Source organism: Mesorhizobium sp. P2_A8 (assembly GCF_056404935.1).
Window position 1 is genome coordinate 836,450 of the sequence record NZ_JBFUDB010000001.1, and the last position, 25,953, is coordinate 862,402.

At 64.1% G+C, this 25,953-nt stretch carries 18 protein-coding genes; 8 read left to right on the plus strand and 10 right to left on the minus strand.

Annotated elements, in window-relative coordinates; genetic code table 11:
* Positions 1 to 61 precede the first annotated feature (61 nt).
* Positions 62 to 4,852 carry an NAD-glutamate dehydrogenase gene (locus AC1D10_RS04130; RefSeq protein WP_477269026.1) on the plus strand — a complete coding sequence of 1,597 codons (4,791 nt, stop codon included), beginning with the start codon at positions 62 to 64 and terminating at the stop codon, positions 4,850 to 4,852.
* Between the two features lie 266 nt (positions 4,853 to 5,118).
* The gene (locus AC1D10_RS04135) at positions 5,119 to 6,495 is read left to right on the plus strand and encodes an MFS transporter (protein ID WP_477269027.1); all 1,377 of its coding nucleotides are present in this window, start codon (positions 5,119 to 5,121) and stop codon (positions 6,493 to 6,495) included.
* Between the two features lie 46 nt (positions 6,496 to 6,541).
* Here the strand turns inward: AC1D10_RS04135 and purH are convergent, their stop codons facing one another.
* The 4 genes from purH to htpX all read right to left on the minus strand — a co-directional run bounded on the left by purH (position 6,542) and on the right by htpX (position 12,588).
* A complete protein-coding gene (gene purH / locus AC1D10_RS04140; protein ID WP_477269028.1) occupies positions 6,542 to 8,158 on the minus strand; it encodes a bifunctional phosphoribosylaminoimidazolecarboxamide formyltransferase/IMP cyclohydrolase in 1,617 nt (538 codons plus the stop codon).
* A 155-nt stretch (positions 8,159 to 8,313) separates the two neighbouring features.
* On the minus strand, positions 8,314 to 10,038 hold the full coding sequence (locus AC1D10_RS04145) for a heparinase II/III family protein (RefSeq protein WP_477269029.1): 1,725 nt from the start codon (positions 10,036 to 10,038) through the stop codon (positions 8,314 to 8,316).
* A 148-nt stretch (positions 10,039 to 10,186) separates the two neighbouring features.
* Positions 10,187 to 11,575, minus strand: a complete 1,389-nt coding sequence (locus tag AC1D10_RS04150) for an RsmB/NOP family class I SAM-dependent RNA methyltransferase (RefSeq protein WP_477269030.1) — start codon at positions 11,573 to 11,575, stop codon at positions 10,187 to 10,189.
* A complete protein-coding gene (gene htpX, locus AC1D10_RS04155) occupies positions 11,572 to 12,588 on the minus strand; it encodes a zinc metalloprotease HtpX (RefSeq protein WP_477269031.1) in 1,017 nt (338 codons plus the stop codon). Before htpX ends, AC1D10_RS04150 begins: the two co-directional genes overlap by 4 nt.
* A 105-nt stretch (positions 12,589 to 12,693) precedes the next feature.
* On the opposite strand from htpX, the gene AC1D10_RS04160 reads away from it, so the two are divergent.
* Positions 12,694 to 12,915 (plus strand): DUF1674 domain-containing protein, encoded by a 222-nt coding sequence (locus tag AC1D10_RS04160; protein WP_477269032.1) that lies wholly within the window; start codon positions 12,694 to 12,696, stop codon positions 12,913 to 12,915.
* A 113-nt stretch (positions 12,916 to 13,028) separates the two neighbouring features.
* Here the strand turns inward: AC1D10_RS04160 and AC1D10_RS04165 are convergent, their stop codons facing one another.
* Complete coding sequence (locus AC1D10_RS04165; RefSeq protein WP_477269033.1) at positions 13,029 to 13,700, minus strand: HAD-IA family hydrolase; 672 nt, start codon at positions 13,698 to 13,700, stop codon at positions 13,029 to 13,031.
* A gap of 166 nt (positions 13,701 to 13,866) precedes the next feature.
* Between AC1D10_RS04165 and AC1D10_RS04170 the strand changes: the two genes are divergently transcribed.
* From AC1D10_RS04170 to AC1D10_RS04180, 3 genes are all read left to right on the plus strand, one after another.
* A complete protein-coding gene (locus tag AC1D10_RS04170; protein WP_477269034.1) occupies positions 13,867 to 14,736 on the plus strand; it encodes a transglutaminase-like domain-containing protein in 870 nt (289 codons plus the stop codon).
* A 302-nt stretch (positions 14,737 to 15,038) separates the two neighbouring features.
* Positions 15,039 to 16,400 carry a TadE/TadG family type IV pilus assembly protein gene (locus AC1D10_RS04175; protein WP_477269035.1) on the plus strand — a complete coding sequence of 454 codons (1,362 nt, stop codon included), beginning with the start codon at positions 15,039 to 15,041 and terminating at the stop codon, positions 16,398 to 16,400.
* 418 nt (positions 16,401 to 16,818) lie between these two features.
* Positions 16,819 to 18,087: a class I SAM-dependent methyltransferase gene (locus AC1D10_RS04180; protein WP_477269036.1), complete on the plus strand. Its 1,269-nt coding sequence runs from the start codon at positions 16,819 to 16,821 to the stop codon at positions 18,085 to 18,087.
* Here AC1D10_RS04180 and AC1D10_RS04185 read toward each other — a convergent pair whose 3' ends face one another.
* Positions 18,088 to 18,837: an MOSC domain-containing protein gene (locus AC1D10_RS04185; RefSeq protein ID WP_477269037.1), complete on the minus strand. Its 750-nt coding sequence runs from the start codon at positions 18,835 to 18,837 to the stop codon at positions 18,088 to 18,090.
* On the minus strand, positions 18,837 to 20,792 hold the full coding sequence (acs, locus tag AC1D10_RS04190; protein WP_477269038.1) for an acetate--CoA ligase: 1,956 nt from the start codon (positions 20,790 to 20,792) through the stop codon (positions 18,837 to 18,839). The genes AC1D10_RS04185 and acs overlap by 1 nt, the downstream gene beginning before the upstream one ends.
* 304 nt (positions 20,793 to 21,096) lie before the next feature.
* Between acs and AC1D10_RS04195 the strand changes: the two genes are divergently transcribed.
* Positions 21,097 to 21,369: an usg protein gene (locus tag AC1D10_RS04195; protein ID WP_111548407.1), complete on the plus strand. Its 273-nt coding sequence runs from the start codon at positions 21,097 to 21,099 to the stop codon at positions 21,367 to 21,369.
* Between the two features lie 81 nt (positions 21,370 to 21,450).
* On the opposite strand, the gene AC1D10_RS04200 is transcribed toward AC1D10_RS04195, so the two are convergent.
* Complete coding sequence (locus AC1D10_RS04200; protein WP_477269039.1) at positions 21,451 to 22,485, minus strand: aldo/keto reductase; 1,035 nt, start codon at positions 22,483 to 22,485, stop codon at positions 21,451 to 21,453.
* Between the two features lie 65 nt (positions 22,486 to 22,550).
* Positions 22,551 to 23,732 (minus strand): MFS transporter, encoded by a 1,182-nt coding sequence (locus AC1D10_RS04205; RefSeq protein ID WP_477269040.1) that lies wholly within the window; start codon positions 23,730 to 23,732, stop codon positions 22,551 to 22,553.
* 119 nt (positions 23,733 to 23,851) lie between these two features.
* On the opposite strand from AC1D10_RS04205, the gene AC1D10_RS04210 reads away from it, so the two are divergent.
* Positions 23,852 to 24,760, plus strand: a complete 909-nt coding sequence (locus tag AC1D10_RS04210) for a LysR family transcriptional regulator (RefSeq protein WP_477269041.1) — start codon at positions 23,852 to 23,854, stop codon at positions 24,758 to 24,760.
* A gap of 50 nt (positions 24,761 to 24,810) precedes the next feature.
* Here the strand turns inward: AC1D10_RS04210 and AC1D10_RS04215 are convergent, their stop codons facing one another.
* Positions 24,811 to 25,860, minus strand: a complete 1,050-nt coding sequence (locus AC1D10_RS04215; RefSeq protein ID WP_477269042.1) for an aldo/keto reductase — start codon at positions 25,858 to 25,860, stop codon at positions 24,811 to 24,813.
* Positions 25,861 to 25,953: the final 93 nt, after the last annotated feature.

The window sequence follows — 25,953 nt, forward strand, 5'->3', positions numbered from 1 at the left end:
GCCAAACAGCGGTCATCTGCTACCATAGTCGCAAAAGCATGCGACGGGAGGGAATGGCATCATGGCCAGCGTGAAATCCGCAAGCAAGTCGAAGAAAAAGGCCACGGCAGCGACGAAAACGGAGGAAAGACCAGCCAGGCTTGCCGACTATCTGCTCGCCCGCGCGCCGGCTGAAGACATCGCAACCTACGAAGCGGCCGATCTCGAACGCGCAGCCGATCTCGCCGGCCAGGCAGTCGCCAGCCACAAAAAGGGCGAGTGCGTCGTTGCCGTCGATGCCGATTCGGGCGTTGTCCGCGAGGGTCGCCCGGTGACGATCATCACCGTCGTCAATGACAACATGCCGTTCCTGTTCGATTCCATCCTCGGCGAGATCACCGAGAGCGCCGGCGAGCCGACCCTGGTCACCCACCCGGTGATCACCGTGCGCCACGGCAAGACAGGCGTCGATGAAATCCTCGGCGACGGCAATTTCGCCAAGGACGACGGCAATCACGACCGGCTGAGCGTCATCCATGTCCACATCCCGCGGCTGACCGCCGAACAGGCGACCGGCTTGACCGAGCGGCTGCGCAAGATGCTCGGCCAGGTTCATGCCGCCGTCCATGACTGGAGGCCGATGCTGGCCCGCCTCGACCAGGCGATCTCGGAGTACCGCTATACCGCGGTGCCGCTCGACAAGAAGAGCGTTGCCGAAGCGATCGCCTTCCTGGAGTGGCTGCGCGACGACAATTTCACCTTCCTCGGCATGCGCGAATTCAAATACACGGGCGGCGAGGAAAGCGGTACGCTGGAGCGCGCCGACAAGCCCGGTCTCGGCATTCTGGCCGATCCCGACGTGCTGGTGCTAAGGCGCGGCACGGAGGCCGTGACGACAACGCCGGAGATCCGCGCCTTCCTGCATGGACCGGAGCCGCTGATCGTCACCAAGGCCAATGCCAAGTCTTCCGTGCACCGCCGCATCTATCTCGATTACGTCGGCGTCAAGACCTACACTCCCAATGGCACGCTGGCGGGCGAATTGCGCATCGTCGGCCTGTTCACCTCGACCGCCTACACGCGCTCGGTGATGAAGATCCCCTATCTCCGGTCGAAGGCCGAAACCATCATCGCCAAGTCCGGCTTCGACCGTCACGACCACTCCGGCAAGGCGCTGATCAACGTTTTGGAGAGCTATCCGCGCGACGAATTGTTCCAGGTGCCGGTGCCGATCCTGAGGAAGCATGCCGCCGCCATTCTCGGCCTGGTCGAGCGGCCGCGCGTTCGGGCGCTGGTGCGCGCCGACCAGTTCGACCGCTTCGTCTCGATCCTCGTCTTCGTGCCGCGCGACCGCTACGACAGCGTGGTGCGCGAGAAGATCGGCAGCTATCTCAAGACCGTATTCGAAGGCCGGCTGTCGGCCTATTACCCAGCCTTCCCCGAAGGCGGGCTGGCGCGTGTGCACTTCATCATCGGCCGTTCCGGCGGCAAGACGCCAAAGGTCGAGCAAGCGACGATCGAGGCGGCGATCCGCGACATCGTGCGCACCTGGGAGGATGCTCTTTCCGATGCCGCGGACGCCACTGGCGGCGACCAGGGATTGAAGGCAATTGCCGCGCGGCTGCCGGAAAGCTACCGCGATTCGTTCAGCGCGGCGGTGGCGCTGGCCGATGCCGGCCGCATCGCCAGGATCAGCGCCGGCAATCCGATCGCCATCGACTATTATCGTGATGTTGAGCAGAAGCCGCATCAGGCGTCGTTAAAGATCTATCACCACGGCAGCCCGGTGGCGCTGTCGCGGCGGGTGCCGGTGCTCGAAAACATCGGCTTCCGCGTCATCAGCGAGCGCACTTTCGAGGTCGACGACGACCAGTCCGGTATGGTCTTCATCCACGACATGGAATTGGAGAACAGCTACGGCAAGCCGATCGACCTTGGCGATGGCGGCGCGCTGTTCGAGGACGCGTTCCTGTCCGTCTGGCGCGGCGAGGTGGACAATGACGGCTATAACGGCCTCGCCCAGACCGCCGGCCTGTGGTCGGGCGAGATCACCATCCTGCGCGCCTATGGCCGCTATCTGCAGCAGGTCGGCATTCCGCAGAGCCAGGATTTCATCGCCGCCGCGCTCAACCGCTATCCCGACATCGCGCGTGGCCTGCATGCGCTGTTCATCGCCCGGCTTGGCCCGACAGCCGAGACCGAAGGCGTGGTGGCGGCAAAGCATCTCAAGGCCAAGATCAAGGATGCGCTGGAAGATGTGCCGAACATCGATGACGACACCATCATCCGCCGCTACCTCAATCTGATCGAAGCCTCGCTGCGCACCAATCATTTCGTTGCCGATACGAAAGAGAAAGGCCAGTCGCTGGCGATCAAGCTCGATTCGCATGCGGTCGAGGGACTGCCTGCGCCGCGGCCGTGGCGGGAGATCTTCGTCTACGGCTCCGAGGTCGAGGGGCTGCATCTGCGCTTTGGTCCGGTGGCGCGTGGCGGCCTGCGCTGGTCGGACCGCGCCCAGGACTACCGCACCGAGGTGCTCGGCCTGGTCAAGGCGCAACAGGTCAAGAACGCCGTCATCGTGCCGGTCGGCGCCAAGGGCGGCTTTTTTCCCAAGCGCCTGCCGGCGGGCGGCAGCCGCGACGCGATCTTCGAGGCCGGCACGTCGGCCTACAAGAACTTTGTCTCCAGCCTGCTGTCGATCACCGACAATATCGGCCTCGACGGTGTCATCCCGCCGGCCGGCGTCGTGCGCCGTGACCCGGACGATCCGTATTTCGTCGTTGCCGCCGACAAGGGCACCGCGACCTTCTCCGACACAGCCAACGCGATCAGCGAGAAGCACGGCTTCTGGCTCGACGATGCCTTCGCCAGCGGCGGGTCGGCCGGCTACGACCACAAGAAGATGGGCATCACCGCCAAGGGCGCCTGGGAAGCGGTCAAGCGGCATTTCCGCGAGATCAACCGCGACATCCAGACCTCGTCCTTCACCGTCGTCGGTGTCGGCGACATGTCTGGCGACGTGTTCGGCAATGGCATGCTGTTGTCGCCGAAGACCCGGCTGATCGCCGCCTTCGACCATCGCGACATCTTCATCGATCCCGATCCCGACATGACCGCTTCGATGGCCGAGCGCGAGCGCATGTTCGCCCTGCCGCGTTCGAGCTGGCAGGACTACGACAAGACGAAACTGTCGGAAGGCGGCATCATCGTGTCGCGCAACCAGAAGTCGATCACCTTGCCGGCGGCGGCGGCGGCGGCGATCGGCCTCAGCAAGACGACCGCCACGCCGGTCGAGATCATGAGCGCCATCCTCAAGGCGCCGGTCGACCTTTTGTGGTTCGGCGGCATCGGCACGTATTTGAGGGCATCCAGCGAAACCAACGCCGAGGTCGGCGACCGCGCCAATGATGCCATCCGCATCACCGCGCTCGACGTGCGCGCCAAGGTGATCGGCGAGGGCGCCAATCTCGGCGTGACGCAGCGGGCGCGCATCGAGTTCGGCATGAATGGCGGCCGCTGCAATTCCGATGCCATCGACAATTCGGGCGGCGTCAACTGCTCCGACGTCGAGGTCAACATCAAGATCGCGCTGGCGTCCGCCATGCGCAAGGGATCGTTGACTCGCCCGGCGCGCAACAAGCTGCTGGCCGAAATGACTGGCGAGGTTGGCGGACTGGTGCTGTCCAACAATTACGAACAGACGCTGGCACTTTCGATCGCCCGCAAGCGCGGCCTCGCCGACATCGCGCATCAGAGCCGCTTCATGACGGCGCTGGAGGCACGCGGCCTGCTCGACCGCGTGGTCGAGACACTGCCGTCGCCGGCAGCACTCGCCGAGCGCGAAGCGCGCGGTGAGCCGCTGACCAGGGCCGAACTCGGCGTGTTGCTCGCCTATGCCAAGATCGTGCTGTTTTCCGATATCGTCGCCAGCGACGTGCCGGACGACGCGCATTTCGATCGCGACCTGATGGGCTATTTCCCGGACCGGATGGCGAAGAAATACGCCGCCGAGATCCACGGCCACCGGCTGCGTCGTGAGATCATCGCCCGAGTCGTCGCCAATGACCTGGTCAATCGCGGCGGCCCGTCCTTCGTCAACCGCCTGCAGGAGGCGACCGGCCGCACCGCCGCCGCGGTGGTGCGGACCTTCGCCGTGGTGCGCGACGGCTTTGCGCTGCCGGCGCTCTATCGCGAGATCGACGCGCTCGACAACCTTATCGACGGCCAGGTGCAACTCGATCTCTACCAGGCGGTCAGCCGGCTGATCTACGTGACCAGCGGCTGGTATCTCAAGAACGATGCCGGCACGGCACCGCTTGGCCTGCGCATCGCCGAACTGCAGGACGCACGCAAGGCACTGGAGCCCAAGATCGTTTCGCTGCTGCCGGCCTTTTCGCGCGAGCGGATCGAGGAGAAGCGGCACGGGCTGTTCAAGAGCGGCGCGCCGGAAAGGCTGGCCGAGCAATTGGCGCTGAGCGAGGTGGCGGAACTCATCCCCGACATTGCGCTCACGGCCCGCACGGCCAATGCCGACATCGTCGCCGCGGCCAAGGCGTTCTTCGCGGTCAGCGATGCCTTCCGCATCCCGCGTGTCGAAGACGCGGCGCGCTCGATCACGCCCTCCGACTACTACGATCAGCTGGCGCTGTCGCGCGCCACCGACACGATCGGTGCGGCACGGCGCGGCATTGCGGTCGCGGCACTCACCGGCCATGCAAAGGCAGCCGATCCGGTGGCGGCCTGGCTGGAAGCCGGCGGCGAGCGGGTGGCACGCATCCGCGAGCGGCTGCAGGCGCTGACCGAAGGCGGCGACATCACCGTGTCGCGGCTGTCGGTAGCGTCCGGGTTGATGAGCGATCTGACGGGGATGTAAGGCCTCGCAAGATTGGAGTCTTCGCCCCCGCTAGAGCGGGGGAGAGGTGGCCGAGAAGCGATCGGAGAGGGGCTTCGTAGGGTGAAGCCCTTCCTTGAACGATTACCTGAACCATGGGACGGCGCATTTCCCCGCCTCCGTCTCGGCTTCGCCGGGGCGAGGAAGCCAACGGCAATGAGGGGCGGCGCCATGCTTGTTCGTTTGCGCCGTCATGAAAAACATGCAGACATGGCGCGCGATGCGCCGCGCGGATGCTGGGAGGGGACATGACCGAGGTAACAGTGCAGCGTGCGTCTGGGCGCGGCATCTGGGGATGGATGTTCTTCGACTGGGCGGCGCAGCCGTTCTTCACCGTCGTCACCACCTTCATCTTCGGCCCCTATTTCGTTTCGCGCATGTCGAGCGATCCCAATACCGGCCAGGCGGTCTGGGGCTATGGCATCGCCGCTGCCGGGCTGGTCATCGCCGTGCTGTCGCCGATTCTCGGCTCGATCGCCGATCAAACCGGACCGCGCAAACCATGGATCGCGTTTTTCGCCGCGATCAAGATCACCAGCCTTTGCCTGTTGTGGTTCGCCGCCCCCGGCTCCAACCTGTTCCTCATCGTGGCCCTGTTCTCGCTGGCCTCGGTGGCGGCGGAATTCTCGACCGTGTTCAACGATTCGATGATGCCGCGGCTGGTGCCGAAAAGCGAAATCGGCCGGATTTCCAACATTGCCTGGGGCCTCGGCTATCTCGGCGGCATGATCGCGCTGATCTTCGTCGTTACCTGCCTGGCCGGCTCGCCGGAGACCGGCAAGACGATCATCGGCATCGACCCGCTGTTCGGGCTCGACCCGAAGCTCGGCGAGGACGCGCGGGCAACCGGGCCGCTGTCGGCGGGCTGGTACTTCCTGTTCATCCTGCCGATGTTCTTTTTCACGCCGGATGCGATCAAGGGAATTCCGATCGGGCCGGCGGTGCGAGAAGGCCTGTCGGAACTGAAATCGACGTTGGCCGAGGTGCGCCAGCGTGGCGGCATCTTCCGCTTCCTCGTCGCCCGCATGATCTACCAGGATGGCGTCAACGCGCTGCTGGCACTGGGGGGAACCTTTGCGGCGGCGATGTTCCACTGGTCGATCACCGAGATCGGCATGTTCGGCATCATCCTCAACGTCGTCGCCATCTTCGGCTGCTGGGTCGCGGCGCGCCTCGACACCGCGCTCGGCTCGAAGGTGGTGGTGATGATTGCGCTGGTGATGCTGTCGATCGCCACGATCGGCGTCGTCTCGACTGGTCCGGGCTTCACGCTGCTCGGCCTGATACAGCTTTCGACCGTCGATTCGGGCGGCCTGTTCGGCACGGCCGCCGAAAAGGCCTACATCATGTATGGCCTGTTGATCGGCCTGGCCTTCGGGCCGGTGCAGGCGTCGTCACGCTCCTACATGGCGCGCAGCGTCACGGCGGCAGAATCCGGCCGCTATTTCGGCATCTACGCGCTGGCCGGACGGGCGACCAGTTTCCTGGCGCCGTTCATGGTGGCGACCATCACCGCCGTCAGCGACTCGGCGCGGCTCGGCATGGCCGTGATCATCCTGTTCCTGGCCATCGGCATGGCGATCCTGATCAGGACGCCATACCCGGCGGACCAGCCGGTGGAATAGTAGCAGCGCCTCTTCCTTCTCCCCCTGGGGGAGAAGGAAGAGTAGCTCAGTGCCTGAAGTGTCTCACGCCGGTAAACACCATGGCGATGCCGTGTTCGTCGGCGGCGGCGATGACGTCCTTGTCGTTCATCGAGCCGCCGGGCTGGATGACGGCGGTGGCGCCGGCTCCGATCGCCGCCAGCAATCCGTCGGCGAAGGGGAAGAAGGCGTCGGAGGCGACGACCGAACCCCTGGTCAGCGGTTCGGCAAGGCCTGCAGCCTCGGCCGCGTCGAGCGCCTTGCGGGCGGCGATGCGTGAGGAATCGACGCGGCTCATCTGGCCGGCCCCGATGCCGACGGTGGCGCCATCCCTGACGTAGACGATGGCGTTGGACTTGACGTGCTTGGCGATGCGGAAGGCGAATTTGAGGTCGGCCATTTCGGCCGGTGTCGGTGCGCGCTTGGTCACCACCTTCAGCTCGAGGTCGTCGACCACGGCATTGTCCCTGCCCTGGACGAGCATGCCACCGGCGACGGATTTGACCGACGTGCCAAGCGTGCGCGGGTCTGGCAGGCCGCCGGTGACCAAGAGACGCAGGTTTTTCTTCGCCGCGACGATTGCCGCTGCCTCGTCAGTCGCGTCGGGCGCGATGATCACTTCGGTAAAGGTCTTGACAATCTCCTCCGCGGCCTCGGCATCGAGGATGCGATTCACAGCGACGATGCCGCCGAAGGCCGAGACGGGATCGCAGGCGAGCGCCTTGGCGTAGGCTGCCTTCAGCGAAGTGCCTTCGGCGACGCCGCACGGGTTGGCGTGCTTGATGATGGCGACCGCGGCGGAGCGGCCGGGATCGAATTCGCCGACCAGTTCGAAAGCGGCGTCGGTGTCGTTGATGTTGTTGTAGGACAGCTGCTTGCCTTGCAGCTGGCGCGCCGTGGCGACGCCCGGCCGCTTGTCGCCATTGACGTAGAAGCCGGCGCTCTGGTGCGGGTTCTCGCCGTAGCGCATCACCTCGACCAGCCTGCCGCCAAAGGCGCGCCATGTCGGATGTTCGATCTCGAGCGCCTCGGCGAACCAGCCGGAGATCGCGGCGTCATAGCTGGCGGTGCGGGCAAAGGCCTTGGCCGCCAGCTTCTTGCGGAAATCCAGCGACAGCGAGCCGATGTTCATCTCTAGCGCGTTCAGCACCGAGGCGTAGTCGCCGGGGTCGGTGACGATGGCGACATAGGCATGGTTCTTGGCCGAGGCGCGGATCATCGCCGGGCCGCCAATGTCGATGTTCTCGACGATCGCGGCATAGTCGGCGCCGGAGCGGCGGACTTCCTCGAACGGATAGAGATTGGAGACGACCAGATCGATCGGCTCGATGCCGTATTTGCGCATCGCAGCCGAATGCTCCGGGTCGTCGCGCACGCCGAGCAGCGCGCCATGCACCGCCGGATGCAAGGTCTTGACGCGGCCATCCATGATCTCGGGAAAACCGGTGAGCTCGGAGACGTCGCGCACCGCGAGGCCTGCCTCGGCTATCGCCTTTGCCGTGCCGCCGGTCGAGACCAGCTCGACGCCGGCCGAGGCCAACGCCCTGGCGAAATCGATCAGGCCGGTCTTGTCGAAGACCGAGAGCAGGGCGCGACGCACGGCAACGAGGTCTGGTGCGGGAATGTTCTTGGCGGCGACGGCCATGGGATGGCGGCCTTTCACGGCTGGTGTGGTGGATGCCCGCGCCGTAGCACATGACATCGGGAAATCAAACCGGAAGCGCTGGTTGGCTCTTTGTTTTGCCGCATGATGTTCCGAAAAGTCTGTAACTTTCGGCCTCATGCTCGAGGCAGATACGGTCAGTTGTTTTCCGGGTAACCGGCGATGCTGGTGCGCGTCAGCTGCCAGTGGACTTCGGCGACTTCAGAGGCCTTGAAGGCAAGCACGATCTGGCGGCTGCGGCGCGGGCCGCCAAGACCGGCGAAATAGATCGATTCCTCGACGTCCGGCACCACTTCGCTGGAGGTGAACACCCAGGTGTCGGCCTGATCGCCGGCCAGGACCAGTCGATCGTGCTCGTCCTGCAGCAGGTTGATGTCGGGATGGACGTGGAAGCGTATGGTGACGAAGTCGCGGCCGTTGTTGCGGATTTCCGCATTGCCGGGCCGCAGGAAGCGGTCCCTGCCGGCCAGCACGTTGCCGTTCGCCGACAAATTCAGCTCGCGCTCATGCAGGAAGCCGAAGCGCGGGACATAGCCGTCATGGCGGGCGACAAAACCCTGAGCGCCCTTCTGGTCGGTGCGCTTGCACTGCACCTGCTGCGGGCCGCCGATCAGCGGCGAGCCGAGGAGGTCGTTGACGCGCAGCGAATGGCTGAAACGCGCCGACGAGGTGTCGTTGATGGTGGCGGTCGAGTGCGCCGCGGTGGCGCGCGCCAGCGGCCGGAACTCGGCGGCGCCGTAGGTGTCGATGCCGGCGTTGACGATGTAATGCTGGCGGCCGGACGACAGTTCGAAGGCCAGGCAGCTGGCATGTGCGGCGTTGGACACGTCGATCGGCGGCGGCAGGCCGGTGTCGGCGATAATCGTAGCGCCGCCCATCGACAGGCGCTCATAGCCGGAATGCGGCGCATGCAGCAGCGGCGCGCCGGCGGTATCGTCGTGACGCAGGATGGTGGCGATGCGGTCATGGATGGTGGCGCCCATGCCGTTGAAGCGGGCGAGGCTACCGTCCTGGTGGCGGAAGAAGCGCAGCGCCGGCAGCATGCGGTCGATGGCGCCGATGAGGGCCTGCGGCGGCGTTTCCGCCTGGTTGGCATAGGTCTGGCGCAGCGGCAAAAGGTCGGCGAGGATTTCCAGGACGGCCATCGGATTGCGCGAAATGTGACCGCCGTCGGCAAGAATCTGGCGGTCGAGTTCGTCCGCAAGGTTGCGGGTCGCGCCGCGCAGCGCTGATGCCGGCGCCGGCAGCGACAGGGCGGCGAAGGCGAGCGCGATGCGGGCGCGCAGCCTGTCCTTGCCGTCAGGCATTTCGCGCGCCATCGACCTGAGGTAGCGGATCTGGATGGCGAGCGATTTCAGGAAGGCGCGGTAGAAGGGGAACTCGGCGCCCTGCAGCACGACAGAGGAGTGCTGCAGCCAGGCGATGATGCGCTTGGCCGTGGTTCCGGACTCCCAGGCGATACCGGAGATATGGCTGCCGTGCATGGCGAGCCAGTCGGAGACCAGGGCGCGGGCGTTGGCGGCGGCGAGCTCGGTGCCGGCGGCGCGCATGTGGCGCAGCCAGCGAAAGCCATGCAGCGTCTTCTGCCAGCCATGGTTGGGCACGTTGATCTGGAAAGGCGACTTGCCGCCGGTCTCGACCAGATGCCCCGACAAGGGATAGCGGCCATAGTAGATCTCGAGCGCGATTTGCGGGTCGGCGAGGCGCAGGTCCGGCGGTGCAATCAGCACACGTTCCGGCGTGCGTCCGGAATAGCGCCAGCGATAGATCGGCCCGGCACGGAGGCGCCGGCGCGTTTTGCGCCAGAACTCCCTCGCGACAAGCGTCCATAGACGCGTCGTGCTGCTGGCAGCGAGTGCCAAAACCCCTCCTGATCGTCCTCTACCCCGGTGCAAGTTTACATGATTGCATGACTCGTGCGAAGGCGAATTCCATCGGACGGCCCCGGCTCACCCGGTTCTGCTCCCGGCTCTCCCTGAAAAAGTCAGTAAATCCGGTCGGTTAAAATCCTTAGCCGGCTCTACGCATGCGCGCGGCGAAGAAGCCATCGAGGCCAGAGCGTTCCGGCGCGCCGAGGTCCAAATCGGCGGGCGTGGTGCGCAACGTGCCCTGCGGTGTCAGGAATGGATCGATGCCGGCGATCTCGCCTTGCCGCAGCGGATCGTTGGCTACTCCCGCTGTGCCGGCCAGAAAGGCGCGATAGAGGTCTTCGCCCTCGAGCGGGTCGAGCGAGCAGTTGGAAAAGACGATCCTGCCGCCGGGTTTTACCAGCGTGACGGCGCGGGCGAGCAACCTGCGTTGCAGGTCGGCCAGCTTCTCGACATCGGCCGCCGTCTTGGTCCACGGCACGTCGGGATGCCGCCGCACCGTGCCGGTCGACGAGCAGGGCGCGTCGAGGAGCACGGCGTCGAACAGCTCTTCCGGCTGGTATTTGAGCAGGTCGGCCTGGACGATCTCGGCCGTCAGGCCGAGACGTTCAAGGTTTTGCGTCAGCCGCGCCAGCCGGTTCTTCGAGGTGTCGACGGCGGTGACGTTGGCGCCAGCGAGAATCAACTGAGCGGTCTTGCCGCCGGGGGCGGCGCAGAGATCGGCGACGCGCAAGCCTCTGACATTGCCGAACAGCCGCGCCGGCAGGCTGGCGGCGGCGTCCTGGACCCACCAGGCGCCCTCGGTGAAGCCGGGCAATTCGGTGACGGCATTGGCAAGCTTCTCCACCCGAATTGTGCCGGTCGGCAGGATGATGCCGCCGAGCTTTTCGGCCCACAGCTCTGGGTCGGTCTTGACCGAGAAATCGACTGGCGCCTCGTGCCGATGGGCGGCGAGAATCAGCCTGGCATGCTCGGGGCCATAGGCGGTTTTCAGCCGATCGGAGAACCATTTCGGCGCTTCGTCGGTGGCGGCAAGGGCGGCAGGCAGCTCCGTTTCCTTGGCGCGCGCCAGGGTGCGCAGCACGCCATTGACCAAGCCGGAAAAGCGCAGCGTGCGCGGATCGGACTTGGCGTGGGTCACGGCCAGGTCGACGGCGGCGCTGTCGGGAATGTCGAGGACCAGGATCTGTGCGGCCGCGACATGCAATATGTGCGACAGCGCGGTGGCGTTGGGCGGCAGCGGCTTCTCGAGCCGGCGGGCGAGCAGCCCCGTGATGGTCATGCGATAGCGCAGCGCTGTAACCAGGATGGCGCGGACCAGGCTACGGTCGCGCAGGTCGAGCGCCTTGTATTGCGGGTGGCCGTTCTCGTGGTCGGTCAGTCCGTCGAGCGGCGTCCTGGCGTCGATGACGGCGGCAAGCAGGCGCGCCGCCGCCTTGCGGGCGGCGAGACCGGCAACGAAGTCGCCGCCGTCCTTGTGTTCCTGATCGCCTGAAACGGTGCGCCGAGGTCCTCTGTCCGACACGCTCACGACCACCGGCCTTTGGGCCCGGTCGGATTGCGGCCCCACGGACCGGGCTTCGGCTTGGCCGGTTCTGCCGGCTGCTCGGGCCGTGCTGACTGGTCCCACGGGCCCAATGGCCGCTGTTCGTCTGCCTGCGGCATCGGCGCCTGGCGTGGTGCAACCCCTGTGCCGCCGCTTTCCATCTCGCGCGCCATCGCTTGCAGGGCGGCGATGCGGTTCTCGGTGCTGGGGTGGGTGGAAAACAGACTGTCCATGCGCTCGCCGGAAAGAGGATTGATGATGAAGAGATGCGCCATCGCGGGATTGCGTTCGGCATCGGGGTTGGGAATGCGTTCGGCGCCGCGGGCGATCTTGTCAAGGGCCGACGCCAGCCAGAGCGGGTGTCCACAGATTTCGGCGCCGCGCCGGTCGGCCTCGTATTCGCGGGTGCGGCTGACCGCCATCTGCACGACCATCGCCGCGAAGGGCGCGACGATCATCGCCGCCAGCACACCGACAAAGCCAAACGGATTGTTGTTGCGATTGCCGCCGAGGAAGAAGGCGAAATTGCCAAGCATCGAGATGGCGCCGGCAAAGGTGGCGACGATCGTCATGGTCAGCGTGTCGCGATGCTGCACATGGGCGAGCTCGTGGGCCATCACCGCGGCGACTTCCTCATGGCTCAGCCGCTGTAGCAGGCCGGTGGAGGCGGCAACGGCGGCGTTCTGCGGGTTGCGGCCGGTGGCGAAGGCGTTCGGCTGCGGATTGTCGATCAGATAGGTCTTCGGCATCGGCAGGCCGGCCTGTTGGGCCAGTGACTGAACGATGGCGTAATATTCGGGCGCGTTCTTTTCGTCGACCTCGACGGCGCGGTTCATCGACAGCACCATCTTGTCGGCGTTCCAGTAGCTGAACAGATTGGTGCCGGCCGCAATCAGCAGGGCGATCATCATGCCGCCGGTTCCGCCGATCAAAAAGCCGACGCCCATGAACAGCGCCGTCATTGCGGCAAGAAGCATGGCGGTGCGAAGTGTGTTCATCGTCTGCTCCTGTCCAACTGATCGTGAAGGGGGGTCGATCCCTGTGGGCTCACCGCTATATGATGGGAAATGCCAGTCCCCGTTTCAATCCGCCGGAAATATCGCATGAACGACGAAACCAGTAAAACCAATGCCGAGCTTGGCGATGACGTCCAGCCAAAGGTGTTGACGCCGGAAGCCAGCCGTGCGCTCGCGGAAGCCGAAGCAAGACGCGTGAAATATCTGGAGAAGGAAGCCGCGGCGCCGAAGGAAGTCGGCGGCCGTGGCGGCAAGGAGCCCGGCCGCTATGGCGACTGGGAGGTCAAGGGCCTGACCAGCGATTTCTAGCCGTTGCCAGGGTCTGAAGCGCGTAGCGTTCGAACGGGATCAGGCGACGCGCTTCAGGTCTTTGCTTTATGCATTTCCTTCCAAAACCGCTGTGCACTTTTGGGCGACATGCATCAGGACGCCGCCGCGCTTTGTGTTCGCTCCAGACCCAGCCGGCCCTGCGCGTCGGTGACCGCCGTCAGGTTGTCATAGTCAGGAATGGTGGCGTGCGGCGTTTCCATCTTGTGCTGATGCGTCGCTGTGAGGACCACCACCGTGGCGCCGGCCGCCTCGCCAGCCTGGATGCCCGGCGTTGCGTCCTCGAAAACCACGCAGTCGTGGGCGTCGAAGCCAAGCCGTTCGGCCGCCAACAGGAAGCAGTCGGGGGCAGGCTTGCCGTGAACCACGTCTTCCGCCGTGACCATTGTCGCCGGACGCGGGATGCCCGCCGCTGCGATCCGCACCAGCGCAAGCGCGCGCGGCGATGATGTCACGATGGCCCAGCGATCCGGCGGCAGCGCACTCAAGAATGCCGCGGCGCCGGCGATGGCATTGATCCCTTCGACATCGGCGATCTCGGCCCGTGTAATCTCGTTCGCCTCGTGCTGTGGGTCGACCCCGGGAAGTGCCAGCCTGCGGACGGTCTCGATGGCCCGCCTGCCATGCATGGTTGGCAGGAAAGCCGCCACGTCGAGGCCGTGCCCCATCGCCCAATTGCTCCAGACGCGCTCCGCGGCGGCGGTCGAATTGAGCAGCGTGCCGTCCATATCGAAGAGGAAGGCAGCGAATTTCTTGCCTGCGAACATGGTTTTCCTTGAGTCGGGGACCGCTTCTGGCGATCGCCGAACCTAACGTCGCGGCGTCTTTATGGGAAGGCGCAAGCGCCACCTTTTCGATGGTCCCAGGGAACTTCGCCCCTTCCTTCCGCGTTTGAGCAAAACTGTTTTCCACGACGTTCGAAGGGGGACTGCGATGCTGATCCGGCTCGGCTACGAAATCGCCATTGAATGCACCGCGGCCACCCCGGTGATTTCACTGCTTGAGATCCACAGTGACAGGCAGGCCGACATCAAGCGGCAGACGCGGGTGCTGACATCGCCCGCCGTGCCGACAAGGCTCTACCACGATCTGCACGGCAATGCCTGCCGCCGTTTCACCGCGCCCGCCGGCGGCTTTCGCATCCTTTATGATGCGGTCGTCGAGGACAGCGGCGAGACCGATGCGGTCAACACGCTGGCCAGGGAAGTGCCGGTGCCGGAACTGCCCGACGAAGTGCTCGGTTATCTCCTCGGCAGCCGCTATTGCGAGACCGATCATCTGAGCGGGCTGGCGTGGCAGCTTTTCGGCCATCTCCCCTCGGGTTGGGCGCGGGCGCAAGCGATCGTCGACTATGTCCACAACCGGCTGTCCTTCGGCTATGGTTATGCCCGTTCGACCCGCACCGCGGCACAGGCGCATGAGGAGCGCGTCGGCGTGTGCCGCGACTTCGCCCATCTGGCGATCACGCTCTGCCGCTGCATGAACATTCCGGCGCGCTACGTGAACGGCTATCTCGGCGACATCGGCGTGCCGATTGATCCGGCGCCGATGGATTTCTCGGCGTGGCTGGAAGTGTTCCTCGACGGCAAATGGTACACATTCGATCCCCGCCACAACACGCCAAGGATTGGCCGCGTCGTGATCGCGCGCGGCCGAGACGCCACCGACGTGCCGTTGCTGCACAGTTTCGGCCCGCATCGGCTCAGCCTGTTCAAGGTGTGGACCTACGAACAGGAAGGCAATCTGTTCAATCCGCCCTATCACGGCATCGACAGGACGGTCAGCGCGCAAATGCTGGCCTAGTCCGGCCGCTTCGCGCTCCATGGGACAACTGGTCCGCTTCGGCACAGAAGCCCTGTACCGCAACAGGACGTCATCGGGCATTGCGGAATCCCTTGCTCCGATCATGGTAAGCGGCTCGTAAACGAAGTCGCAAAAGTGTTTTTCAGTTTACCGGTCATTCACCTTCACGCAGCTCGAAACCAAACAAAAACAACGGGTTGTTGGTGCATGGCTGGTCTTCTGCCCCACGGCGGCGTCATCCGGCTGGAATCCTGCATTGCCCTTCCCGCGGCGACGAGGCCGAGGCGAGTGGAGGCAATAGGATGCGGAATTACGGGGGTCTTGTTCACGCGGTCGGCGCTTTCGCCAGACATCGCGGTGGAAATTTCGCAGTCCTGTTCGGCCTTACCGCCTCGGTCCTGGCGCTGACTGTTGGCTTTTCCGTCAACGTATCGCAGCTCTACAATGCCAGATCGAGCCTGCAGGGCGTGGTTGACGCCGCGGTGACGTCGACGGCACGCGACCTGACGACCGGTGTCACCAGGGAAGCCGATGCCAACAAATCGGTGCAGGTCTTTCTCGACGCCAACAGCCAGGCGGGCATCCTGCAGGCCAACCAGATCGTCATGGACAGGCTGATTGTCGACAGGACCACCAACACGGTCCAGGCGGACGCCCATGTCGATGTCGCCCTGTATTTCCCGATCTTCAGCATGGGTGACATGAAACGCGTCACCGCTTCCACAACGGCACTCTATTCGGACAGGAACATCGAAGTGGCAATGATGCTCGATGTGACCGGATCCATGGCAGGTCAGAAGATCAAGGATCTGAAGGCGGCCGCGAGCAATGCGGTGGACAGTTTCCTGGGCAACCAGGATCCGACCAGGCCAAGGGTGCGCGTTTCCATCGTGCCCTACGCCAATTCGGTCAATACAGGGGCGCTTGCCGCCAGCAGCGTCTATGTTGAAACCGATGCCAGCCAGCGCAAGCAGGCGCCCGGCAACACCAGCGCGCAGCCTGCTTCGGCATCAGTGCGTCCGGACAATTGCGCCACCGAACGCAAGGGTGCCGATCAATATTCTGACGCAGGCCCCGGTTCCAGCATGGTCAATCGCGACTATCTGTTGTCGACCTTTGCCGCAAACAGCCGCACCGCCCCTTGCCCGGCCGCCGGGCTCGTGCCGTTGACGGCCAACGCCGACGCACTCAAGAACGTCATCAAGGATTTTGTCGCATCGGGCGGCACCGCCGGTCATATCGGCGTGCAATGGACCTGGTACATGCTCTCGGAGAACTGGGGCAGCATGATGAAAGCCTCCGAGCGGCCGGCCAGGATGGACCCGAAGCGAGTCGCCAAATATGCGATCCTGATGACCGATGGCGAATTCAACCTGTCCTATTTCGACGCCAGCAGCGTTGACGAGGTCTACAATGACGCCGGCAAGGAACCGACCCGCACAGCTGCAAAGAAGCTCTGTGCCGCCATGCGAGGCAAGGGCATCGAAATCTTCACGATCGGCTTCGATCTGAATGAAGCCAATGCCGAAGCGACCCTGAAGGACTGTGCCAGCGCCGACAGCGGTTCGATCAAGCATTTCTACAAAGCAGCCACCGGTGCGGAACTCGACAACGCTTTTCAGACCATTGCCCGCAACATCGAAACCCTGGCGCTGACCAAATAGCAGCCCGGAACCTGGCCATTCGCGGCAAAGCGATGCGCCGGTCTTCGGCGTGGGCTCCAAAAGGAAAAGGCCGCCGCTTCTTTCGAAGCCGGCGGCCTTCCGTGTTTCCGTCCGTGGCGCGGCCAATGGCGGCGACCTGTCAGGTCACCCGCCGCGCGTCTCGCGCCTTAACGGGAAGACTGCTTCCCGAAAGTGCAATCCGCTGAGGCCACGTTCTGGAAAACGAAATCACTCGACATCGGATCACCTCCTTTCGATTTGTTGAACAACACAGAGATGATGGGGTCTGATTTGGCAAATGGCAAGGCATCACTCCCAAAAAGCCGGCGGTGTGTCTTTTCAGACAGGCCAGCCAGACGGGCGGCTTGCAGTCCAGGGGCAAACGGACAACATTGTTGCCCTGGCTTCGGGAGGGAGCATGGACGCCACCGACAAGGCCGCGCGGATCGTTCGGACGGTAGTTGAGACACTGAAGCCGGGCTTTGCCGTCAAGCTCTGGACCGGCGAGCGGATTGGCCCGGCCACCGGCCCTGTGCTTACCGTCAACGACGCGGACATTGTCTGGCAGATCGTTCGCCGCCCTTCATTCTCGACGCTGATCGAGATGTGGATTTCCAAGGCGGTCGATGTCGAAGACGGATCGCTGTTTGATTTCTACGCCCTGCCTTCGCAAGGCAAGCTCAGGTCGAAACTCAAGGCATTGCCCAAGCTGGCGATCCTGCGTGACCTGCCTGCCGTGCTGTTTTCAAGGAAGCAGATGACGGCGCGGACCGACCTTTCAGGGCGCAATCCCTTCGTCAGCGGTTCGAGCCAGGAAGCGATCCAGCATCACTATGACATCTCGAACGCCTTCTATAGGCTCTTCCTTGACGAGCGCATGGTCTACAGCTGCGGCTACTTCAAGGATTTCGCCAACGGCATTGATCAGGCGCAAATCGACAAGCTCGACCATATCTGCCGCAAGCTGCGGCTGAAGTCCGGCGAAAGACTGCTCGACATCGGCTGCGGCTGGGGAGCGATGCTGATCCATGCCGTGAAGAACTATGGCGTCGTCGGCCACGGTGTCTCGCTGTCGGAAGCCCAGACGAAACTCGCCCGGGAGCGCATTCGCGCCGAGGGGCTGGAGGACAGGATCACCATCGAGATAAAATCCTACGCCGAGCTTACCGGTAGCTTCGACAAGATATCGTCGATCGGCATGTTCGAGCATCTGGGGCTCGCCAACCATGCCGCCTACTTCTCCACCATCCACCGGTTGCTGAAACCGGGCGGCATCTATCTGCACCACGCCATCACCAGGCGCAGCAAGGGCGACATCAAGAAAACCCTGCGCAAGGGACCGGAATACAAGGCGCTGATCAAATACATCTTCCCCGGCGGGGAACTCGACACGATCGGCATGACGCTCGGCAATTTCGAAGCGCATGGCTTCCTCGTCTATGATGTCGAAAACCTGCGCGAGCACTATGCCCGTACCTGCAGGCTGTGGGCGGAACGCCTGCATGCCCGCTTCGACGAGGCGATTGCCGAGGTCGGCGAAGCCAAGGCGCGGTTGTGGCTGCTTTACCTGACAGGCTGTTCGATCACCTTCGAACGCGCCTCGGCGCAGATTTTCCAGACTGTCGTCACCAGACGGGCGCGCGGACCGAGCGGCCTGCCGCCGACGCGGGCGGATCTGTACGGGTGATCAGACGAATCGCATCGCTGCGCCGATTTCGACGCGGGCGGGCTGGTCGACCGTGCAGTAGACGCCGAGATTGTGCGCGTTGTGGCGGACCAGATTGCGCAGGATGGCGGGGTCGTGGTCGAAACCATCCTGGGCGATGATGGTGAAGCCGCAGCGGCGGCATGGCTCGGAGATGGTCAGGAGCAGGTCGCCGATCGCCAGCTTGCGGCCGATCCATTCCGTTTCAGGAAACGAGCCTTCGATCGCTGCCATGTCGACGACGATGTTGGGGCGGAAGCGGCGCGGGTCGGCGATACCATCTGGGTGCAATGCCTTCAACCGTGCCAGCGAAGCCGTTGTCAGCAGGTGGATCGGGGCCTTGCGGTAACGCTCGGCGGTCAACGGCCCAGAATAGCCGGGCGCCGCGTTTTCCCTCCGAAACGGCCGGATCGAGGCCGCGAAGCCGAGATAGGCGGACACGGCGCGATCGCTTTCGGCGCCGGGTGCCGGCAGCCAGTCGCCATCCGGGATGGCAACCTCCAGTTCGCGGGTTGGCGACAACCGGGTCTTGATGTGCGGCACCTTGTGCCATTTCACGTCGCGGTCCGGCCGCGCTATTTCGTTGTCGGAGACATCAACGAGACCGAACATGCGGTCGCCGTCGATGCTTTGCTGATCCACCGAAATCGCGTCGAGGCGTTCTCCGGCGAGCGAACTCGCCGGATAGCGCCAAAGCTCGGTGACCGAACCGACCGCGACAGTTGATTGCATCAGCTTTTCTTGTTCTGCCGGTTGGCGATCAGGTCTTCGACGACGGCCGGATCGGCCAGCGTCGAGGTGTCGCCGAGGGCCGAAAAATCGTCCTCGGCGATCTTGCGCAGGATGCGGCGCATGATCTTGCCCGAGCGTGTCTTCGGCAGGCCGGGCGCGAACTGGAGCTTGTCGGGCGAAGCGATGGCGCCGATCTCCTTGCGGACATGGGCGACGAGTTCCTTGCGCAACTCCTCGCTCGCCTGTTCGCCGGCCATCAGCGTGACATAGCAGTAGATGCCCTGGCCCTTGATGTCATGAGGGTAGCCGACGACGGCGGCCTCCGAAACCTTGTCGTGGCTGACCAGCGCGGATTCGACTTCGGCCGTGCCCATGCGATGGCCGGAGACGTTGATGACGTCGTCGACGCGGCCGGTGATCCAGTAGTAGCCGTCGGCGTCGCGGCGGCAGCCGTCGCCGGTGAAGTACTTGCCCTTGTAGGTCGAGAAATAGGTCTGGATGAAACGGTCATGGTCGCCATAGACGGTGCGCATCTGGCCCGGCCAGGAATCGGTGATGCAGAGGTTGCCGTCGGCCGCACCCTCCACCACCTTGCCTTCGCCGTCGACCAGTTGCGGCTTGATGCCGAAGAAGGGCCGCGTCGCAGAACCCGCCTTGAGGTCGGTGGCGCCGGGCAACGGCGTGATCAGGATGCCACCGGTCTCGGTCTGCCACCAGGTGTCGACGATCGGAACCTTGCCGTTGCCGACGACGTTGAAGTACCACTCCCACGCTTCCGGGTTGATCGGCTCGCCGACCGAGCCCAGCACGCGCAGCGACTTGCGCGATGTTTTGGTGACATGCGCATCGCCGGCGCCCATCAGCGCGCGCAAAGCCGTCGGCGCGGTGTAGAAGATGTTGACCTTGTGCTTGTCGATGACTTCCCAGAAGCGCGACTGCGACGGATAGTTCGGCACGCCTTCGAACATCAGAGTGGTGGCGCCGTTGGCGAGCGGCCCGTAGACGATGTAGCTGTGGCCAGTGACCCAACCGACATCGGCGGTGCACCAGTAAATGTCGCCATCATGGTAATCGAAGACATATTGGTGCGTCATCGAGGCATAGACGAGATAGCCGGCGGTGGTGTGGAGGACGCCCTTCGGCTTGCCGGTCGAGCCCGAGGTGTAGAGGATGAACAGCGGATCCTCCGCCTTCATCTTCTCCGGCTTGCATTCGGCCTTCACCGTCGCGACTTCGTCGTGATACCAGACGTCGCGGCCTGCCACCCAGCCGGTCTTGCCGCCGGTGCGGCGCACGACCACCACCTTTTCGACTTTCGTTCCGGCCTTGGCGGCGATCTCGATCGCCTTGTCGGTGTTGTCCTTCAACGGGATCGGCTTGCCGCCACGTAGGCCCTCGTCGGCGGTGATGACGAAGGTCGACTTGCAGTCGTCGATGCGGCCGGCCAGCGCGTCCGGCGAGAAGCCGCCGAAGACGATCGAGTGGATGGCGCCGATGCGCGTACAGGCGAGCATCGCGTAGGCGGCTTCGGGGATCATCGGCATGTAGATGGTGACGCGGTCGCCCTTCTTGACGCCGTGCTTCTTCATCACATTGGCGAGCCGGCAGACATGCTCGTAAAGCTCGTTGTAGGTGATCTTCTTGTCGTCGTAGGGATTGTCGCCTTCCCAGATGATGGCGGTCTGGTCACCTCGCTTCTTCAGGTGCCGGTCGATGCAGTTGTAGGAAACGTTGGTCAGCCCGTCCTCGAACCACTTGATCGAGACCTTGCCGTCAAAGGAGGTGTTCTTGACCTTGCTGAAGGGTTTGAACCAGTCGATGCGCTTGCCGTGCTTGCCCCAGAACTTGTCCGGATTCTTGACGCTGTCGGCATACCATTTCAGGTAGGTGTCATTGTCGATCAGCGCGTTTTTCTTCCACGCCGGCTGGACGCGATGGACATGAACCTCTGACATTTCTTCACTTTCCTCCCGAACCAATCCGCCGGCTTGAAACGCCGGCGGGATCGCGGCGAAGCGGCCGCGAATTCGGCGGCATTATTACCAGTTCCGTCGTGACGGCAATATTAGACGTTGGGTTTGCGTGGCGGGATGCCGCAGGGGGCCAGCACGGAGCTGTCAGCACTCGGCCAAGGTCGCTGCTAACCGCATGTTTTCGCGCGGAAAACTCGTTTGCGATAAGAAAAAATCAATAGACAGTTAAGCAACGGCGCGCACACTCTGACGTTGGGAGGCAAGGAGACTCAACCTGGGGACCGCGATGCGTGACCATTCCGAAATGGACCTGATGCTCAAGGGCTACGGCCTGACCACGGCCAAGATTCTCTATCATTTTCCCGACCATCCGCATCTGCTGCAGAGCTACATCTGGCAGGATTATGACCTGGCTCCGGAATTTCCGGTGCTGATCCGTTTCATCGAATTCTGGAAGACCAGGCTCGACGGGCCGCTGCATTCGGTTGTTTACACGCACCAGAAGCTGATCGCGCCGAACGAATGGCGCAAGGTCGATGGCGAGTTCGTGCTTCACTAGGGCGTGCCGATCTTCAGGTCAGGGCGGCCTGACCTGAATCTCCGCACACCCTGATTCCGAACGGTTGATGTGTCGCGACGCTTAGACAGCCGGCGGGTTCAGCCGGGCGAAACCTTCCTGGCGGCGATAAGGGAAATATGGGTAGGGCGCGGTGACTTCGCTTGCCGCGTCGAGTTTGCTGATCTGCTCCGGCGTCAAGGTCCAGCCGATGGCGCCGAGATTCTGGCGCAGCTGCTCCTCGTTGCGCGCGCCGATGATGACCGACGACACAGTCGGGCGCTGCAGCAGCCAGTTGATGGCGATCTGTGGCACCGTCTTGCCGGTTTCTTCGGCCACCGCGTCAAGGGCATCCATGACCCGGTAGAGATGCTCGTCCTCGACTGGCGGGCCGAAGCTGGCGGTGTCGTGCAGCCGGCTCTTTTCCGGCAGCTTTGCTCCACGGCGGATCTTGCCTGTCAGGCGGCCCCAGCCGAGTGGGCTCCACACCAGCGCGCCGACGCCCTGGTCGAGGCCGAGCGGCATCAGCTCCCACTCATAATCGCGGCCGACCAGTGAATAGTAAACCTGATGCGCGACATAGCGCGGATAACCGTGCTTGTCGGCCTCCGCCAGCGACTTCATCACTTGCCAGCCGGAAAAGTTGGAGACGCCGACATAACGCAGCTTGCCGGCGCGCATGAGCCCGTCCAACGTCGACAGAACCTCCCCGATCGGCGTGCCGGCATCGAAGGCATGCAGCTGCAGCAGGTCGATGTAATCGGTGCCGAGCCGCCTCAACGCATCGTCCACCGATTTGATCAGCCGCGAACGCGACGAGCCGTAGTCGGCCGGGCCGTCGCCCATCGGCAGCGAGGTCTTGGTCGAGATCAGCACGGCATCGCGGCGGCCTTTTATCGCTTCGCCAAGCACTTCTTCCGACGCGCCGTTCGAATAGACGTCGGCGGTGTCGAAAAGGTTGACGCCGGCCTCAAGGCAAATGTCGATCAGCCGCCGTGCTTCCCTGGCGTCGCTGTTGCCCCAGGCGCCGAACAGCGGGCCGGAGCCACCAAAGGTTCCCGCGCCAAATGAGAGTGCGGGCACTTTCAGGCCCGATGCGCCGAGATGTCGATAGTCCATTTTCTTGGCTCCTGATGATGTGGAAAGAGGGATGTCGAAGAGCGATCCGGTTTTGCCGGCTGATGTCACAGCCGTACGGAGGCAGGCGCGCCGAGCGCAGGGGTGCGATCGAGACGCAGTGCCAGTCCCGCCACGGCGAGTGCGGCAAGCGGCAGCAGGGCGGCGACCCAGGTGAGCGCGCCGAGGCCAAGGCCATGGGCAATCACCGCGCCGCCAAGCCAGGCACCTGCCGCATTACCGAGGTTGAAGGCGGCGATGTTGAAGGACGAGGCGAGGCTCTGGCCCGCACCTTGCGCCTTTTCCAGCACCCACATCTGCAGCGGCGCCACTGTGGCGAAGGCGGCGGCACCGAGCAGGCCGACATAGATGACGGCCATCACCTGGCTGTGGATGGCAAAGGTCATGGTGGCGAGCACCAGGGCCAGCACCACGAGGCTGCCCAGAACGGCCGGCACCAGCCAGCGATCGGCGACCTTGCCGCCGGCAAGGTTGCCGGCGATGAGACCGCCGCCGAAGACGAGCAGGATCGGCGATACTGCCGCCTCCTTGAAGCCGCTGATCTCGGTCAGCAACGGGGCGATGTAGGTGAAGACGGCGAAGACGCCGGCATAGCCGAGCACGGTAGTGGCGAGGCCGAGCAGGACGGGCGTGCGGCGCAGTACGGCGAGATCGGCGCGCAGGTCGCTTTTCTCAGGCGCTGTCTGGCTGCTTGGCACCAGAGCCAAGATGATGGCGAAGGCCGCCAGGCCAACCACGGTTACCGCCCAGAAGGTCGCCCGCCAGCCAAAGGCCTGGCCGAGCCAGGTGCCGAAGGGCACGCCGAGGATGTTGGCGATGGTCAGGCCGGTGAACATCAGCGCAATCGCCGAAGCCTTCCTGTTGGGCGCGACCAGGCCGGTGGCAACCACCGAGCCGACGCCGAAGAAGGTGCCATGGGCAAAGGCGGTGATGATGCGGGCGCCCATCAGCGTCCAATAGTCGGGCGCCAGCGCACAGGCGAGATTGCCCAGCGTGAAGATCGACATCAGTGCCAGAAGCACGGTCTTGCGCGGCCAGTTGCCGGTGGCGATGGTCAGCAGGGGCGCGCCGATGACGACGCCGAGCGCATAGCCCGAAATGAGCTGGCCGGCGGCCGAGATCGAAACGCCGAGATCCTTGCTGACATCGAGCAGCAGACCCATGATGACGAATTCGGTGACGCCAATGCCGAAGGCACCGGCGGCGAGCGCGTAAAGAGCAAGAGGCATGGCGATTTCCACTTCGATGACGAAGAGCGTCGTCCCGCGCCCCGACCCGAAAGATCGTGTCGCAATGCATTGTGAACCAGACTTGCCTTAGGCACATTTTCTGTGAAATAGATTCACAAATGGCCAGGCCCGACATCAATCGCTCCGGCGAGATCGAAGTGTTCGTGCGCGTTGTCGAGGAAGGTAGTTTCTCTTCTGCGGCACGCGCGTTGCGCATGACGCCGTCGGCGGTGAGCAAGCTGATCGCGCGGCTGGAGGCCCGGCTCGGCGCACGCCTGGTCAGCCGTTCGACGCGCAAGCTGCAACTGACGCCGGAAGGCACCGCGTTCTACGATAGCGGCCTGCGCATCCTGGCTGACATGGCAGCAGCCGAACAGGAGGCAGCGGCGGGTGCGGCGCCGCGCGGACGGCTGCGCGTCAACACCTACGTCCCCTTCGGGGTGCACCGGCTGATCCCGCTTTTGCCGCGCTTCCTCGGACGCTACCCAGAGATTTCGGTCGATCTGGTGCTGACCGACAGCGTCATCGACCTGATGGCGGAACGCGCCGACGTCGCCATCCGTGCCGGCCCGCTCGGCGAATCACGGCTGGTGGCGCGCAAGCTCGGGCAAAGCCCGGTGGTTGTCGTTGCCGCACCCTCATACCTCGGCACACATGGCAGGCCGCTGACACCCGCCGATCTCGACCAGCACAACCGCATGGGCTTCGGTTTCGTCAGGCATCTCGACGGCTGGCCGTTCCTCGATGCGGCCGGCAACCCCATCATGGTTCCGATCGCCGGCAACACGCTGGTCAGCGATGGCGAGGCGATGCGGCTGATGGCGCTGGCGGGTGCCGGCATCGCTCGGCTGGCGCGCTGGCACGTGGCAGCCGATATCGCTGCGGGCAGGCTGGTGTCGCTGCTTGAGGATTTCAATCCTGGTGACGAGGAACCCACCCACGCCGTCTATGTCGGCCAGGGCCGGCATTTGCCGGCGCGGGTGCGGGCCTTTCTGGATTTTCTGGGGGAGAGCGTGCGGCTGACCTGACAGGGCTCTCGGGAACCGGCGAGGCTCCCGAGATGTCTTCGCTGCAGCTTCTATGCTTTCGGAGTGAACGGCGCCGGACGGCGGCCGGCTGCCTGACGCTCCACCATCCAGCCGGGATATTCGGCCGGCAAGGCGCTGATCTCGTCGAGGCGGACGAGATCGTCGGTGTCGAGCTTCAGTTCAGTGGCGGCGAGGTTCTGCTCCAGCTGCTCCATGCGGCTGGCGCCGATGATGACGCTCATCACGAACGGCTTGGCCAGGACATAGCCGAGCGCCACCGTGGCAACGCTCACGTCGTGCTTCCTGGCGATCTCGCGCATGACGGCGACAGCCGCCCAGGCACGATCCTCGTTGACCGGCGGGAAATTGAAGGAGGCACGGCGGCCCTCGCCATTGCCGGGCGCGCCGGGACCGTATTTGCCGGACAGCAGACCGCCGGCCATCGGGGACCACACCATCAGGCCGAGTTTCTCTTCGTTGATGAGCGGCACGATTTCGCGCTCGAGATCGCGGCCGGCGATCGAATAATAGGACTGGATGGTCTCGAAGCGGGCGAAGCCCTTGCGGTCGGCGATGCCGAGCGCCTTGGCGATGCGCCAGGCCTGCCAGTTGGAAACGCCGACATAGCGGACCTTGCCGCTGGCAACCAGGTCATCCAGCGCCCGCAGCGTCTCGTCGATCGGCGTCACCGTGTCGGTGCCGTGCAACTGATAGAGATCGATATGATCGAGTTGCAGCCGCTCGAGGCTGGCATCGACCGAATCCATGATGTGGCCGCGTGACGAGCCCCGCTGGTTCGGGCCTTCGCCCATGGCGCCGTGCACCTTGGTGGCGATGACGACGTTCTGCCGGTTGACGCCGAGGTCCCTCAGCGACTGGCCGAGCAGTCTCTCTGACTGGCCAAAGGAATAGACGTCGGCCGTATCGAAGAAATTGACGCCAGCGGCGAGCGAGCGGGCGACGGTCTCGTTGACGCCCTTCTGGTCGAGGCTGGCAATCAGGCCCCATTGGGCGTTTTCGCCGGCGGCGCCGAAGGTCATGGTGCCGAGGCAAAGTTCAGAGACGAACATCCCCGTATTTCCAAGCTGGTTGTAACGCATGGTGGCTCCAGGAGAATCGTGATGACATCCAGCAAATAGGAACGGTACGTTTCGTTTCCAATGCTGGCACAGCGAACTCGCCAAACTGGTCCA

Bases quoted from the DNA above. Each gene is read 5' to 3' on its own strand.
- AC1D10_RS04130 (WP_477269026.1), top strand. From the start codon at position 62: ATGGCCAGCGTGAAATCCGCAAGCAAGTCGAAGAAAAAGGCCACGGCA.
- AC1D10_RS04135 (WP_477269027.1), top strand. From the start codon at position 5,119: ATGACCGAGGTAACAGTGCAGCGTGCGTCTGGGCGCGGCATCTGGGGA.
- purH (WP_477269028.1), bottom strand. From the start codon at position 8,158: ATGGCCGTCGCCGCCAAGAACATTCCCGCACCAGACCTCGTTGCCGTG.
- htpX (WP_477269031.1), bottom strand. From the start codon at position 12,588: ATGAACACACTTCGCACCGCCATGCTTCTTGCCGCAATGACGGCGCTG.
- AC1D10_RS04160 (WP_477269032.1), top strand. From the start codon at position 12,694: ATGAACGACGAAACCAGTAAAACCAATGCCGAGCTTGGCGATGACGTC.
- AC1D10_RS04165 (WP_477269033.1), bottom strand. From the start codon at position 13,700: ATGTTCGCAGGCAAGAAATTCGCTGCCTTCCTCTTCGATATGGACGGC.
- AC1D10_RS04170 (WP_477269034.1), top strand. From the start codon at position 13,867: ATGCTGATCCGGCTCGGCTACGAAATCGCCATTGAATGCACCGCGGCC.
- AC1D10_RS04175 (WP_477269035.1), top strand. From the start codon at position 15,039: ATGCGGAATTACGGGGGTCTTGTTCACGCGGTCGGCGCTTTCGCCAGA.
- AC1D10_RS04180 (WP_477269036.1), top strand. From the start codon at position 16,819: ATGGACGCCACCGACAAGGCCGCGCGGATCGTTCGGACGGTAGTTGAG.
- AC1D10_RS04185 (WP_477269037.1), bottom strand. From the start codon at position 18,837: ATGCAATCAACTGTCGCGGTCGGTTCGGTCACCGAGCTTTGGCGCTAT.
- acs (WP_477269038.1), bottom strand. From the start codon at position 20,792: ATGTCAGAGGTTCATGTCCATCGCGTCCAGCCGGCGTGGAAGAAAAAC.
- AC1D10_RS04195 (WP_111548407.1), top strand. From the start codon at position 21,097: ATGCGTGACCATTCCGAAATGGACCTGATGCTCAAGGGCTACGGCCTG.
- AC1D10_RS04200 (WP_477269039.1), bottom strand. From the start codon at position 22,485: ATGGACTATCGACATCTCGGCGCATCGGGCCTGAAAGTGCCCGCACTC.
- AC1D10_RS04205 (WP_477269040.1), bottom strand. From the start codon at position 23,732: ATGCCTCTTGCTCTTTACGCGCTCGCCGCCGGTGCCTTCGGCATTGGC.
- AC1D10_RS04210 (WP_477269041.1), top strand. From the start codon at position 23,852: ATGGCCAGGCCCGACATCAATCGCTCCGGCGAGATCGAAGTGTTCGTG.
- AC1D10_RS04215 (WP_477269042.1), bottom strand. From the start codon at position 25,860: ATGCGTTACAACCAGCTTGGAAATACGGGGATGTTCGTCTCTGAACTT.